The sequence below is a fragment of the Variovorax sp. PEI5 genome (genome assembly GCF_056679935.1).
Map to the genome: position 1 here is coordinate 1,641,639 of NZ_CM155257.1, position 13,340 is coordinate 1,654,978.

The 13,340-nt window shown below is 70.3% G+C and carries 12 protein-coding genes; 7 read left to right on the plus strand and 5 right to left on the minus strand.

What is annotated here, in order from left to right:
- Nucleotides 1–445 precede the first annotated feature (445 nt).
- The 3 genes from AC1MLT_RS07510 (at nt 446) to AC1MLT_RS07520 (ending at nt 3,373) form a co-directional block, all read left to right on the plus strand.
- Entirely contained in the window at nt 446–904 is a 459-nt protein-coding gene (locus AC1MLT_RS07510; protein WP_481034763.1) for an ester cyclase, read from the plus strand.
- Nucleotides 905–914: 10 nt separating this feature from the next.
- Nucleotides 915–1,505 (plus strand): ester cyclase, encoded by a 591-nt coding sequence (locus AC1MLT_RS07515; protein WP_481034765.1) that lies wholly within the window; start codon nt 915–917, stop codon nt 1,503–1,505.
- A gap of 191 nt (nt 1,506–1,696) precedes the next feature.
- A complete protein-coding gene (locus AC1MLT_RS07520; RefSeq protein WP_481034766.1) occupies nt 1,697–3,373 on the plus strand; it encodes a GMC oxidoreductase in 1,677 nt (558 codons plus the stop codon).
- 29 nt (nt 3,374–3,402) lie between these two features.
- Here the strand turns inward: AC1MLT_RS07520 and AC1MLT_RS07525 are convergent, their stop codons facing one another.
- Nucleotides 3,403–3,558, minus strand: a complete 156-nt coding sequence (locus AC1MLT_RS07525) for a hypothetical protein (RefSeq protein WP_481034768.1) — start codon at nt 3,556–3,558, stop codon at nt 3,403–3,405.
- A 357-nt stretch (nt 3,559–3,915) separates the two neighbouring features.
- On the opposite strand from AC1MLT_RS07525, the gene AC1MLT_RS07530 reads away from it, so the two are divergent.
- The 3 genes from AC1MLT_RS07530 to AC1MLT_RS07540 all read left to right on the plus strand — a co-directional run bounded on the left by AC1MLT_RS07530 (nt 3,916) and on the right by AC1MLT_RS07540 (nt 6,952).
- The gene (locus tag AC1MLT_RS07530; RefSeq protein ID WP_481034769.1) at nt 3,916–5,598 is read left to right on the plus strand and encodes a thiamine pyrophosphate-binding protein; all 1,683 of its coding nucleotides are present in this window, start codon (nt 3,916–3,918) and stop codon (nt 5,596–5,598) included.
- A 187-nt stretch (nt 5,599–5,785) separates the two neighbouring features.
- Complete coding sequence (locus tag AC1MLT_RS07535) at nt 5,786–6,799, plus strand: hypothetical protein (RefSeq protein ID WP_481034771.1); 1,014 nt, start codon at nt 5,786–5,788, stop codon at nt 6,797–6,799.
- 21 nt (nt 6,800–6,820) lie between these two features.
- Nucleotides 6,821–6,952, plus strand: coding sequence for a hypothetical protein (locus tag AC1MLT_RS07540; RefSeq protein ID WP_481034772.1), 132 nt, complete (start codon nt 6,821–6,823; stop codon nt 6,950–6,952).
- Between the two features lie 116 nt (nt 6,953–7,068).
- On the opposite strand, the gene AC1MLT_RS07545 is transcribed toward AC1MLT_RS07540, so the two are convergent.
- The 4 genes from AC1MLT_RS07545 to AC1MLT_RS07560 form a co-directional block, all read right to left on the minus strand.
- Nucleotides 7,069–8,196, minus strand: coding sequence for an NAD(P)/FAD-dependent oxidoreductase (locus tag AC1MLT_RS07545; RefSeq protein WP_481034774.1), 1,128 nt, complete (start codon nt 8,194–8,196; stop codon nt 7,069–7,071).
- 22 nt (nt 8,197–8,218) lie between these two features.
- Nucleotides 8,219–9,739, minus strand: a complete 1,521-nt coding sequence (locus tag AC1MLT_RS07550) for an amidase (RefSeq protein WP_481034776.1) — start codon at nt 9,737–9,739, stop codon at nt 8,219–8,221.
- A gap of 25 nt (nt 9,740–9,764) precedes the next feature.
- The gene (locus AC1MLT_RS07555; RefSeq protein WP_481034778.1) at nt 9,765–10,745 is read right to left on the minus strand and encodes a Bug family tripartite tricarboxylate transporter substrate binding protein; all 981 of its coding nucleotides are present in this window, start codon (nt 10,743–10,745) and stop codon (nt 9,765–9,767) included.
- Nucleotides 10,746–10,827: 82 nt separating this feature from the next.
- Entirely contained in the window at nt 10,828–12,198 is a 1,371-nt protein-coding gene (locus AC1MLT_RS07560; RefSeq protein ID WP_481034779.1) for a D-serine ammonia-lyase, read from the minus strand.
- An 82-nt stretch (nt 12,199–12,280) separates the two neighbouring features.
- Here AC1MLT_RS07560 and AC1MLT_RS07565 point away from each other — a divergent pair, with 82 nt between their 5' ends.
- Complete coding sequence (locus AC1MLT_RS07565) at nt 12,281–13,336, plus strand: LysR substrate-binding domain-containing protein (RefSeq protein ID WP_481034781.1); 1,056 nt, start codon at nt 12,281–12,283, stop codon at nt 13,334–13,336.
- The last annotated feature ends 4 nt before the right edge of the window (nt 13,337–13,340 follow it).

Consider the following 13,340-nt stretch of genomic DNA (forward strand, 5'->3'; position numbering starts at 1 on the left):
TGCCGATGTGAAGAATCGGATGCCTTTCACCGCACGATCTTCCACTGGAGTGGAGGGACGTGGAAGCCCGCTTCCGTAGAGGAATGGCCCTGTGCGCGGCCATGCTGGAAGACCAGCACTCGGACGATGCCTCGATGCCGCGAATTGAATTAATTCATCCAGTATTCGACGCTCGAAATCCTTGGTTCAAGGTATTCCATGGCATGTGCAATTACCCGTAATGCGACTTTCTTCTTAAGATCCAAATTCATTCTAGAGACAATTCGATTTCCATCCGATCCGACCAATGATCGGGTCGTGTTTGCTGACGGGACGCTTTCGAATAGCTCCGCAAGAAACGGAGCGTGCCCGGCGCACTCCCCGCCTAACCTTGCCGCCGGAGACGGACGCGCCGCGTTCGTCGTCCGCTTCAACGAATCGATCCATGGATCGCAAGGGAAATCACATGTCCGTACAAGACGACAACAAGGCCATCGTCGGTCGCTGGTTCACGCATTTCTGGGGCGCGAATTTCGACCCTTCCATCGTCGACGAGCTCGCCGCTCCCGACATGCTCCTGCACTACTCGCTGCATGCGCCGCGCCGCGGCCGGGCCGACATCAAGGCCTTCATGGCCGCGTTCCGCGCCTCGTTTCCCGACCTGTCGTTCGGCGGCACGGCCGAGCTGATCGCCGAAGGCGACTCGGTGGTCGGTCGGTGGATCGGCGGCGGCACCCACACGGGAGCGGCCTTCGGCGACATGCTCGCGGGTCCGCTCCCCGCCGCCACCGGCCGCAAGATGCGCTTCTCCGGCACCACCGTGCTCAAGGTGATCGACGGCCGGATCGTCGAGGAGGTCGGCCTGGACGATGGCGTGACGGCCCTGCTCCAGCTCGGCCTGCTGCGCATCACGGTTGCCGCGTGAGACCAGTCCCATGACCGCACAAGACATGCAACGCCGCAACCTCCTGCGCTGGGCCGGCACGGGCGCCGTGGCGACCGCGGCAGGCGTGGTGGGCCTGACCGGTCAGGCCCAGGCAGCCCCTCGCGCCTCCACGGACCCGCGCCAGACGGCGCGCGAGCAAGCCAACAAGGCCATCGTCGGTCGCTGGTTCGACGGCTTCTGGGGTCCGACATACGATCCCGCGATCGTCGAGGCGTTGGCCGCCCCGGACATGCTGCTGCAGTACTCGCTGCACGTGCCGCGCCGGGGCCGGACCGACATCCGTGCCTTCATGAAGGATTTCCGTGCATCGTTCCCCGATCTGGCCTTCGCCGGCACCGCGCCGCTGATCGCCCAGGGCGACCTGGTGGTCGGCCGGTGGCTGGGCGGCGGCACGCACACCGGCGCGGCGTTCAGCGACTTCCTGCTGGGTTCGCTGCCGGCCGCCACGGGTCGGAAGATGCATTTCTCCGGCACCACCGTCCTGCGTCTGGCCGGCGGCCGGATCGTCGAGGAGATCGGCCTGGACGATGGCGTCACCGCGCTGACGCAGCTCGGCCTGGTCGCGCCGATCCGCGCCTGACGGCTCGCGCCCGCCCGCTCCCGGTCTTCCCGCCGGAGCGGGCGCGGCGTGTTTGGGCACAACACGCATCGCCGATTCAGCACGCTCCTGGTACAACCTACGTACTCAAACAATATTCACGCTTAGAAACCTTTTAGCTACACTTCCTTCGGCTCGCGGATGGCGAATCGTTCATATCGAGAAAGACGGTCGTGAAAAAGCTTCCAGCAGGTTTCATCGACGGACGCACGGTGGCCGACGATGCGCGGTTCCAGGCCGATGTCTGCATCGTGGGCGCCGGACCGGGCGGCCTGGCGATGGCCGAGGCGCTGGTGGCGCGCGGTCTCGCGGTCTGTCTGGTCGAGAGTGGCGGTTTCGAGTACGACCCGGCGGAGCACGAACTCTGCCGTGGCGAGAAGGCCGGCGATGGCATCGTCGATCCCCACGCCATCCGCACACGGCAGTTCGGTGGCCTGTCCAATGTCTGGTCGATCATCTTCGACCGCCCCCGCATCGGCGTGCGCTATGTGCCGTTCGACCCGATCGACCTGGAAGCGCGCCCCGAGGTCCCGCACAGCGGCTGGCCATTCGACTTCTCCGAGCTCGAGCCCTACTACCAGCAGGCTCACGAGGTGTGCGAACTGGGCGAGTTCGCCTACGACGGCGCGTCGAGGGCGACACCCGCGGCGGGCTGCGTCGCCTCGCCCGACGGCGAACTCAAGACCAGCCTGTTCCAGTTCGGTCCGGCCGACCGGTTCTTCAGGCGCTCGCCGGAGATCCTGGCGCGCTCGGGCCGTGCCCGGGTGCTGCTGCACACCAGCGTCCTGGAGATCGACGTCGGCGACGACGAAGGTCACGTGACTGGCCTGCGCGCCGGTTGCCTGAACGGCAAGCGGCTGTCGATCGTGGCGCGCAGTTACGTGCTCGCGGCCGGCGCGCTGGAGAACGCCCGGCTGATGCTGCTTTCGAATCGCCGCAATCCGGCTGGCGTGGGCAACCGCAACGGCCTGGTCGGACGCTACCTGATGGATCATCCGCAGGACTATTCGAGCTACATCGTGCCCCGCAGCCGAGCGCTCTTCGACCGGCTCGCGCTGTACGACCTGCAGGCCGACAAGGGCGTCGGATACATGGCCAAGCTCGGCTTCACCGAAGAGGCGATCAGGAAGCACGGCCTGCTCAACATGACCTTCCTGATGATCCCGCTCGAAGCCACGACCATGACCCCGGCGGTCAACAGCTTCCGATCGCTGATCACCGGCCATTCGCGCTTCAAGGCGCCCGACGGCTGGTTCGCCAAGGTGCGGGCGATGGCACAGGACCCGTTCTCGATCGCGCAGCATCTCTATCGCTTCTATGCCACGCCGGGGATGATCTCCTCGATCGGCTATGGCGGCTGGTCACGCGTGGCCGACAAGGCCCATACCTTCGTCGATCACATCGAAGTGGTGAACCAGCTCGAGCAGTATCCGCACATCGACAACCGCGTCACCTTGGGCGAGAGCATCGATGCCTTCGGCCAGCGACGCCTGCGCTACGACTTCAGCTGGCGCGACGAGGACCAGGCCCGTTTCGTCCACAGCCGCCGCCATTTCGCGCGGCTGGTCCAGGAATCGGGACTGGGCACCTATCACTTCGATCCGCAGGCGCGCCCCAGCGAGCCGACGTCGCATCACCCGATGGGTACCACCCGCATGCATGTCGATCCGGCGCAAGGCGTGGTCGACGGGAACTGCCGCGTCCACGGCATGGACAACCTGTTCGTGAGCGGCTCGTCGGTCTTTCCCACCGGCGGCTATGCCAACCCCACGCTCAGCGCGATCGCGCTGGGCCTGCGCCTGGCGGCCTTCCTGGCCATCGTGGCGCCGCTGCTGGACCTGGGCGCCTGAGTCGCGGACGCGGGTGCTGGCGGATCACCTCATCCGTGGCGCTGGCGCTCCTGGTCCGGGCGCGGCCAGAACACCGGAATGTCCTCGCGCGCGCACAGGGCCCGGGCCTCCAGCTCGCTCAGTTCGGTCACGCTCAGATGCTCGGCCGCATCGGTGAAGAGCTCGTCGTCGTTGTCCAGCGGCATGGGCTGGCTCACTTCGGGAAGATCGGTCGCAGGCTGGTCGACCCGAGCGGCGCTTCTGCGTCTCAGGAATGCAATCATGGGGACATTGTGAGCGGTTGCTTCCAATGCGCATCCCCACGTTTCATGAGGTTACCTCCCGCTGTCGGCGGATGGCCTCAGTCTGTCACACAGGCGAGTCATCGACGTACCCGGATGTAAAAGCGGCGGCGTCGACGTTGCTCGCGCATCGAGTCGTGACGGCCTGTCGCGAAACCTCACGGTGAGACATGATGCGCATTCCACCGACGCCGATCCCGCCGGCCGAGGCCTGGCGCCACGACGTCGCTCCCCATGAATCCGATCCTCATGCCTGTTCCGATGAACACCACCTCCCCAGCGCGTACCGGTGGCCAGATCCTGGTCGACCAACTCATTCTCCATGGCGTGAAGCAGCTCTTCTGCGTGCCGGGCGAGAGCTTCCTGGCGGTCCTCGACGCGCTGCACGATGCCGCCATCGACGTCACGGTGTGCCGTCAGGAAGGCGGCGCGGCCATGATGGCCGAGGCGCAGGGCAAGCTCACCGGCCGTCCCGGCGTGTGCTTCGTGACGCGCGGACCCGGCGCCACCAACGCCGCCGCCGGCATCCACATCGCGCACCAGGACTCGACACCGATGCTGCTGTTCGTCGGCCAGGTGGCGCGCGGCGCACTCGGGCGCGAAGCCTTCCAGGAGCTCGACTACGGCGCGGTCTTCGGCACCATGGCCAAGTGGGTGGTGGAGATCGACGATCCGGCGCGACTGCCCGAACTGGTCTCGCGCGCCTTCCACGTCGCCTGCTCGGGCCGGCCCGGCCCGGTGGTGATCGCCTTGCCGGAGGACATGCTCACCCAGGCCGCCACGGTGGCCGATGCCCTGCCCTTCGCCATCGCCGAGACGCACCCCGGCCCGGACGACATGACGCGATTCCAGGCCCTGCTCGAAGGCGCCGAGCGGCCGGTGGTGATCCTCGGCGGCAGTCGCTGGTCGGAAGCCGCCACCCGCGACCTCGCCGCCTTCGCCACCGCATTCGACCTGCCGATCTATTGCTCGTTCCGCCGCCAGATGCTGATGAGCGCGGAGCACGCGTCGTACGCGGGCGACCTGGGCCTGGGCGCCAATCCGAAGCTGCTGGCGCGCATCCGTGCCGCCGATCTCGTCGTGCTGCTGGGCGGGCGGCTGTCGGAAGTGCCCTCCCAGGGCTACGAACTGCTGGAGATCCCGGTGCCGCGCCAGACGCTGATCCACGTCAACGCCGATGCCGACGAGCTGGGCAAGCTGTACCGGGCGACGCAGGCCATCCACGCGACGCCGCAGGCCATGGCCCCGGCACTGGCCGCCCTGCGCCCGACGACGGCCACGCCGCGCTGGTCGGACCACACGCGGTCCGCGCGTGCCGAGTTCCTGGCCTGGAGCGATCCGGCGCCGATCCGCATCCCCGGTACGCTGCAGATGGGCGAGGTCATGCGGCATCTGCGCGAGGTGCTGCCGGCCGACACCATCTTCTGCAACGGCGCGGGCAACTTCGCCACCTGGGTGCATCGCTTCTGGCCGTTCCGCGCCTTCGCGAGCCAGCTCGCGCCCACCAGCGGCTCGATGGGCTACGGCCTGCCCGCCGGCGTCGGCGCCAAGCGGCTGTGGCCGGCGCGGGAGGTGGTGGTGTTCGCGGGCGACGGCGATTTCATGATGCATGGCCAGGAGTTCGCCACCGCCGTGCAGTACGGGCTGCCGATCATCGTGGTGCTGCTGGACAACGCCATGTACGGCACCATCCGCATGCACCAGGAGCGCCACTATCCCGGCCGGGTCAGCGCCACCCGGCTGCGCAATCCCGACTTCCGCGGCTATGCCGAGGTCTTCGGCGGCCATGGCGAGCGTGTCGAGTCCACGGGCGAGTTCGCGCCCGCCCTGGCACGGGCCCGGGCCAGTGGCAAGCCGGCCGTGCTGCACTGCCTGCTCGACGCCGAGGCCATCACGCCCGGCAGCACCCTGCAGTCGATCCGGGACGCCGCGCTCGCGCGCTAAACATGCACGACGGCCGGCGTCGGGCGAAAAACCCCACAGCCGCGAGGCCGAATTGCCTTGCCCGATGAGCGACGCGGGCCTACGTGAGCAGACGCTCGCGCAGCCAGGTCGCGGGGAGGGTTCGACGTGATGATGCGCCCTGTTCCCAACCAGGGCCACAGAGCCTCAACACAACGTCGATCCATCCATGAACACTCCCTACGCCTCCACCACCGCCGCCAACCGCGCCATCGAACCACCCGCCTGGAAACGCGTGTCCTGGGGGGCCATCCTGGCCGGTGTCGTCATCGCGATCGTCGTCCAGATGGTCCTGAGCCTGCTGGGCGCGGGCATCGGGCTGAGCACCATCGATCCGCTGCGTTACAGCAGCCCCGATGCGTCCACGTTCGGCATCGGCGCCGGTGTGTGGTGGGCCGTGAGCAGCATGATCTCGCTGTTCGCCGGCGGCTGGGTCGCCAGCCACCTGGCCGGCGTGCCCGAGAAGGCCGACGCCCTGCTGCACGGTCTGGTGACCTGGGGCCTGGCCGCCATCGTCACGGCCTACCTGCTCGCCTCGGCCGTGGGCGCCGTCGTGCGCGGTGGTGCCAGCGTGGTCGGCACGGCCGCCTCGGTCACCGCCACCGGTGCCGCGGCCGCCGCCGCGCCGCTGGCCGGCATGGCCAAGGAGCAGCTGCAGTCGAGCGGCATCTCCTTCGACGCCATCAAGAACGAAGCCGAAAAGCTGCTGAAGCAGACCGGCAAGCCGGCCCTGCAGCCCGAAGCCATCGCCAACAAGGCCGAGAACGCGGCCGACCAGGCCACCGGCGCTGCGTCCAGCGCGGCCAACGGCCAGGCCTCGGGCGAAGACCTGAAGACCGTGATCCAGCGCATCATCGATTCCGGCAAGGACACCGTCGACCAGGTCGATCGCGATGCCGTGGTGAATGTCGTGATGGCACGTGCCGGCGTCGACCGTGCCGAAGCCGAGTTGCGCGTCGATGGCTGGATCAAGAACTACCAGCAGGCCCGCGCCAAGTTCGAAGAGCAGAAGGCCGCCGCCGAAGCCAAGGCCCGCGAAGTGGCCGATGCCACCGCCAAGGCTTCGTCGCAAGCCGCGCTGGCCGCCGCCGTCGCGCTGATCCTGGGTGCCATCGCCGCTGCCCTCGGTGGCCTGGCCGCCCGTCGCGATCCGATGCTGCGCACCACCCGTGCCTACAACTGATTCACTGAAAGGAAGCTCACCATGTTCGGAAAACTCTTCAAGATCGCGACCGTCGGCTGGATGGCGCTGAAGTGGTATCGCTCGCGCAACGGCGGCGTGCGTGGCGCCACCCGTTCCACGACGGGCGTGGACTCGCCATTCCGGCGCCGCTGAGCGCGGACCGCGTGGCCCCGCCACGCACCTGACGAGAAAAAGCCGGCGCCATCGCCGGCTTTTTTTTCGTCTGTCGGTATCGCGCTTCGCGAATCGGAGGAGCGGAGGAACGGCGGCTAGCGCAGGCGCTGCGGCGACAGCATCGCCGCCGCCAGTCCCTCGGCTCGCAGTGCCTCGGGCAGTTCCTGACCCAGCAGCAGGCTGCGCGCCAGCAGGGCCGCGCCGGCGGCGCTCTGGATGCCATAGCCGCCCTGCCCGGCGAGCCAGAAGAAGCCCTCGCGCTCGCCGTCCCAGCCGATCACCATGTCGCCATCCGCGACGAACGATCGCAATCCGGCCCAGACGCGATGCGGGCGGCGGATGGTCAGGGTGGTCGCCTGCTCGATGTGGTGGATGCCCAGCGCGACATCGAGCTCCTCGGGCACCACGTCGTGCGGATGCACCGGATCGGCATTGGCCGGCGAGCCGAGCAGCTGGCCGGCATCGGGCTTGAAGTAGTAGCTCTCGTCGATGCCGACCACCGCCGGCCAGCGCGCGGCATCGACGCCCTCGGGCGGGGCGAAGGTGAAGGCGGTGCGCCGGCGCGGCTCCAGGCCGATGCGCCGGGCGCCCGCCAGGTCGGCCAGTTCGTCGGCCCAGGCGCCGGCCGCGTTGACCAGATGGCGCGCCCGCACGGCGCGGCCGTCGGCCAGGGTCACGGTCCACAGACCGGCGTCGCGCGTCAGACCGGTGACGTGCGCATCGGTCAGGACGCGGCCGCCGTTCTGGCGGAAGCCGCGCAGGTAGCCCTGGTGCATCGCATGCACGTCGATGTCGCTGGCGCCGTCCTCGGCCAGTCCGAAGGCGGCCGCCTCCGGCCGCAGGCAGGGCACGGCGGCCAGCATCTCGTCCTGGCCCAGGCGGCGCACGTCGCGCGAGCGTCCGGACAGCTCGCGCCAGGCGGCTTCGAGGAGATCGGCCTGCGCGGCCGCGGCGACATGCATGACGCCGCGCGGCGTCAGGATCGGATCGTCGCCGAAGGCCGCCGGCGGTTGGTCGAAGAAGGCCCGGCTGGCGCGCGTCAGGGCCCGGATCGCCGGCGTGCCATAGGTCTCCATGTAGAGCGCGGCCGAGCGCCCGGTGGTGTGGTAGCCCGGCTGGCTCTCGCGCTCGAGCAGCACCGTGGGCGCGCGGGCCGACAGCTCCCAGCCGGTGGAGGCGCCGGCGATGCCGGCGCCGACGATGGCGAAGTCGTAGGTGTCCATGAACGGGGCTCCGGTCGGGGGTTCAGACGGCCGAGGCGCTGCCGTCCGAGGCGGCACCGGCGTGGATCGGCGGCGCGGTGACGATCGAGTCGAATGCCGGCACCGGGGGACGCAGCCGGCTCGCGTCGGGACGCGGGCGGCGCAGTTCGGGCGAGCCGGCGAAGGCCTGCTCCATCGCCTGGGCCACGCCCAGGGTGTGGCGATCGGCGCGGAAGCGGCCGACGATCTGCAGGCCGAACGGCAGGCCGGCCGCGTCGGTGCCGCACGGCAGGCTGAGCGACGGATGCGTGGTCAGCGTGGTGACGTAGGTCAGCGACAGCCAGCGGTAGTAGTTGGCCTGCGCCCGGCCCTCGACATGCGTCGCGTGGGGCTCGGTCCAGGGGAACGGCGAGACCGGCGTGGTCGGCGCCAGGATGATGTCGAACTCGCGATACGCGGCCTGGAAGCGCGCCAGGATGCGGGTCTGCTCGGCCTGCGCCCAGGCGCAGTCGAGCAGGCTCATGGCGGCGCCCATCTCGTAGTTGGCGCGCGGGTTCGCCCCCAGGCTGGCCGGATCGCGCTCGTAGGCCGCGCGCGTGCCGGCGACGAAGGCCTCGGCGCGCAGCACGTCGAAGCAGCGGTGCACCTCGCCCAGTTCGAGGTCCACCGGCTCGCAGCTGCGGAACAGGTGGCGCATGGCGGCGATCCTGGCGCGGAAGGTGGCCCGGATGCCGGGGTCGACGTCGCAGGCGCCGAAGTCCTCGGTCCAGCCCACGCGCAGGCCGCCCAGGTCGACCTCGGGCGGTCGCAGGAAGGACAGCGGATCGAGGTCGTAGGTCAGGGGGTCGGTGGCCGAGACGCCGGCCGTGGCGGCCAGCTGCAGGCAGGCATCGGCGACCGTGCGACCCATCGGCCCGACCACCGAAATCGGCGTCCAGCCCAGCGGCTTGCGCGAGCTGGGGACCACGCCCGGCGAGGGCCGGAAGCCCACCACGCCGCACTTGGCCGCCGGTATGCGCAGCGAGCCGCCGGTGTCGGAGCCCGTGCACACCGGCAGCATGTCCAGCGCCAGCGCCGCCGCCGAGCCGCCGGAGGACCCGCCCGCGTTCAGGCGGTTGTCGAACGGATTGCCGGTGGCCCCCCAGACCGGGTTGCGCGTGTTGGCGCCGGCGCCCATCTCGGGCACGTTGGTCTTGGCCGCGACGATCGCGCCGGCCGCGCGCAGGCGCTGCACCAGCACGTTGTCGGCCACCGGCACGTTGCCGCGATGGATCGGCGAGCCGAAGGTGGTCAGCAGACCGGCGGTGTCCTCCACATCCTTCACGCCCAGCGGCAGGCCGTGCAGCAGGCCCAGCGGCGCGCCGGCCGTCACGGCGGCCTCGGCGGCGCGGGCCTCGGCGCGGGCGCGATCGAAGCAGGTCGCGGTCACGGCGTTGACGAGCGGATTGACCGCCTCGATGCGCGCGATGCAGGCGTCGAGCAGTTCGACGGGCGAGAGTTGCCGGGCGCCGATCAGGCGGCGCAGTTCGGTGGCGGGCAGCGCGATCAGGTCGCTCGGATTCATGGTGCGGTGGTCTCCCGGGGCTGGTTCATTCCGCCTTGATGTTGGCACGCGCGGCGATGGCGCGCATCACCGGCAGCTCGCGCTCGATCAGTGCGGCCACGGCCGCGCCACCCTCGAACTTCGGCTCCAGGCCGGCGGCCAGCAGCTTCTGGCGCACCTCGGGCACGGCCACGGTGTCGGCCAGGGCCTTCTCCAGGCGGGTGCGCACGGCCGGCGGCAGGCCGCGCGGCGCGACGATGGCGATCCAGGTGTCGGCATCGACGTCGAAGCCGGACTCGGCGAAGGTCGGCACGTCGGGCAGCAGCGCCGAGCGCTTCGCGGTGGTCACGGCGATGGCCTTGATCTTGCCGGTCTTGAGCTGCGGGATGGCGGCCGAGACGGTGTCGACCGAGAACGGCACCTGCCCGCCCATGAGGTCGGTCATGGCCGGCGCGCTGCCCTTGTAGGGGATGTGGACCAGCTGGGTGCCGGTGGCGCGCAGGATCTGTTCGCCGGTGAACTGCGATGTCGTGCCGGTGCCGTAGGAGGCATACGAGTACTTGCCCGGCGCCGCCTTGGCGAGCGCGGCGAACTCCTTCGGATTGGCGGCCGGCACGTCCTGATGGGCCAGCAGCACGAGCCCGGTGCGACCGACCATGCCGATCGGCTCGAAGCCCTTGACCGGGTCGTAGGGCAGCTTCGGCTGGATCGCCGGATTGACGGTGAAGGTGGTGCCCGAGCTGATCAGCAGCGTGTAGCCGTCCGGCGCCGCCTTGGCGACATAGCTCGCGCCGATGATGGTGCCGGCGCCGGCGCGGTTGTCGGCCACCACGTTCTGGCCGAGCTTCTCGCCGAGCGTCTTGCCGATCAACCGCCCCACCACGTCGGTCGCGCCGCCCGGCGGAAACGGGATGACCAGTTGCACGGGCTTCGACGGATAGGCGTCATCGGCCCGGGCGGCGTGTGGAGCCAGCAGGGTGGCGGCGACCGACAGCGCGGTACCGGCCAGGAACAGGGAGGATTTCATGGGGAGGTTCTCGCGATCGGAAGAAGGTGGGGTGGGAGGTGGGGGAGCGAAGCGGACGAGCTGGGCGCCGGGTGGATGGGCGTCAGGCGGGAGGTCGGAGCGACGCCGCGCCACGCGCCCGGAAGCGCGCGTATTCGTCGTCGGGCACGAACAGCCCGCCCGTGGCCCAGGCGATGTGCGTGGACCGCGCCAGGTGGCCTTCGAGCCCATGGCGCAGCAGGTACTCGCGGCCAGCGGCGGTTGCGGTCACCAGGCCCGGACCGCCGAGGCCGGCCGCGGCCGAGGGCTCGATGCGCAGGTCCTCGGTCGCGGCGGCGAGTTCGAGCCACGGGAACAGCGCCTCGTCGTCGACCGTGTAGACACCCGAGAGCAGCGGCGCCATCGCCTCGGCCGCCAGCAGCGAGGCGCGTGGCACGGCCAGGCCATCGGCCTCGGTGCGGTTGTCCAGTCCGATGTCGTAGACCGAGGGATGCGGCCCCAGGTGCGCGCCCTCGGGCGTGCCGGCGAGCATCTGCACCAGGAAGCATGGGGAGCGCGTCGGTTCGGCGAAGAAGCAATGCACGTGGGGGCCGTAGATCCGTGCCAGTCCCAGCGCGATGCCGCCCGGTGCGCCGCCCACGCCGCAGGGCAGGTAGACGAACAGCGGATGCGTCGCATCGACGCGCCGGCCCAGCGCCTCCAGCTGATGCGCCAGGTGCGGCGCCGCCGCCGCATAGCCCAGCAGCAGCGACAGCGAACGCTCGTCGTCGACGAAATGGCAGCGCGGGTCGGCGGCGGCGGCCGCGCGGCCGGCCGCCACGGCCTGCGCGTAGTCGCCAGCGTGCTCGACCACCGCGACACCCCGGCGGCGCAGGCGCTCCTTCTTCCACGCCTTGGCATCGGCCGACATGTGCACCACGGCCCGGAAGCCCAGCGCCGCGGCCATGACGCCGATCGACAGACCCAGGTTGCCGGTCGAGCCGACGGCGATCTCGTGCGCGGCGAACAGCGCCCGGGCGGCCGGCGACACCAGGGCCAGCGGGTCGCGGTCGACCGGCAGCCCATGGCGCAGCGCGAGCGTCTCGGCATGCTCGAGCACCTCGTGGATGCCACCACGCGCCTTGATCGAACCCGCCACCGGCAGCGCGTGATCGCCCTTGACCAGCAGCATGCCCGAGGCGGCGGGCAGGCCCAGCGCGGCCTGCAGGCGCGGCACCGGCCGCAGCGCGGATTCGATGACGCCGGCGCTCGACGCCAGCTCCGGAAACAGGTGCGCCAGCGCGGGCGCGCAACGGCGGAATCGCTCCACGGCCGCATCCACATCAGCATCGCTAATGATCGAAGGTGTCGCGGCGGGGGCGGCGTCGGCGGTACTGCGACGGTCGGCGCGGGAGGTCCACAGCACCGGCCTGCCGGCACCGAGAGCGGACAGGGAAAAATCCACGACGGCGGGAGTGAGGGAGGAATGAGGCATAAGGTGGAGGAATTCTGCGTTCCGACTCCCAAGCGCACAACGCATTCCTGATGCGTTGGCCATTAGCCAGACTCATCGATCCATGGACATTCGCCTCACGCCCTCGCTGCTTGCATGGTTACGGTGCTTCGAAGCCACCGCACGGTGCCACAGCTTCACCCGCGCCGCCTCGGAGTTGTGCGTGACGCAGGGCGCGGTCAGCCAGCAGGTCAAGCATCTGGAGGACTGGCTCGGCCGCGCGCTGCTGCTGCGCACGCCGCGCTCGCTGGTTCCCACGCCCGAGGGCCAGTGGCTGGCGGTGGTGCTGCGCGAGTCGTTCCAGGCCATCGAGGGCACGCTCGGCCAGTTGCGGGAAGTCCGGCCCGACCAGCCCACCGGACTGAGCTGCGCGCCCTCCTTCGCCATGGGCTGGCTGACGCCGCGGCTGGGCGACTTCTATCGCGCCCACCCGGATGTCGGCCTGCGTGTGGTGGGCGAGTTCCACGCGCTCGACCGCGAGCGCATGGCGCGCGACGACGTCCAGGCGGCGGTGCGCTTCGACCTCGGCGACTACCGCGACCTGCAGGCCGTGGCCTTCCTGGACGAGTGGCTGGTGCCGGTGGCGAGCCCGGCCTTCCTGGCCGCCCATCCCGACCTGCGCGAACCCGGCGACCTGCGTCCCGCCATGCTGCTGCACGACGACAGCCCCTGGGCCGGCGCCGGCCCGACGGAGGAGTGGCGCGACTGGCTGCGGCATGCCGGCGTCGAGCCGGCCGACCTGGCGGCCGGCCACCATTTCAATCTCTCCCAACTCGCCGTCGGCGCGGCGCTGGCCGGCCAGGGCATCGCCATCGGCCGCGCCGCGCTGGTGCTCGACGACCTGGACAGTGGACGTCTGGTGGCGCCCTTCGGCCGGCCGCTGCGCGCGCGCGCTTCCTACTTCTTCGTCACCGGCATGGCGCCACCGCCGCAGGTCCTGCAGGTGCAGGCCTGGCTCACCGCGCAGGCGATGCGATTCCGGTTGCGACGCGATGCCGTGTTCGCCGGGCTGCGGCCCCGGGCTGTCGCGCACGCTACCGGCGAGCCCGCACCCGGCGGCGCCGTCGCGCCTACGATCGCCCCTCCCTTCCCCTCCGTCCCGCCACCCGTTCCCCGATGAGGCG

Coding starts and splice junctions, on each gene's coding strand:
- AC1MLT_RS07510 (WP_481034763.1), top strand. CDS start 446: ATGTCCGTACAAGACGACAACAAGGCCATCGTCGGTCGCTGGTTCACG.
- AC1MLT_RS07515 (WP_481034765.1), top strand. CDS start 915: ATGACCGCACAAGACATGCAACGCCGCAACCTCCTGCGCTGGGCCGGC.
- AC1MLT_RS07525 (WP_481034768.1), bottom strand. CDS start 3,558: ATGCCGCTGGACAACGACGACGAGCTCTTCACCGATGCGGCCGAGCAT.
- AC1MLT_RS07530 (WP_481034769.1), top strand. CDS start 3,916: ATGAACACCACCTCCCCAGCGCGTACCGGTGGCCAGATCCTGGTCGAC.
- AC1MLT_RS07535 (WP_481034771.1), top strand. CDS start 5,786: ATGAACACTCCCTACGCCTCCACCACCGCCGCCAACCGCGCCATCGAA.
- AC1MLT_RS07540 (WP_481034772.1), top strand. CDS start 6,821: ATGTTCGGAAAACTCTTCAAGATCGCGACCGTCGGCTGGATGGCGCTG.
- AC1MLT_RS07545 (WP_481034774.1), bottom strand. CDS start 8,196: ATGGACACCTACGACTTCGCCATCGTCGGCGCCGGCATCGCCGGCGCC.
- AC1MLT_RS07550 (WP_481034776.1), bottom strand. CDS start 9,739: ATGAATCCGAGCGACCTGATCGCGCTGCCCGCCACCGAACTGCGCCGC.
- AC1MLT_RS07555 (WP_481034778.1), bottom strand. CDS start 10,745: ATGAAATCCTCCCTGTTCCTGGCCGGTACCGCGCTGTCGGTCGCCGCC.
- AC1MLT_RS07560 (WP_481034779.1), bottom strand. CDS start 12,198: ATGCCTCATTCCTCCCTCACTCCCGCCGTCGTGGATTTTTCCCTGTCC.
- AC1MLT_RS07565 (WP_481034781.1), top strand. CDS start 12,281: ATGGACATTCGCCTCACGCCCTCGCTGCTTGCATGGTTACGGTGCTTC.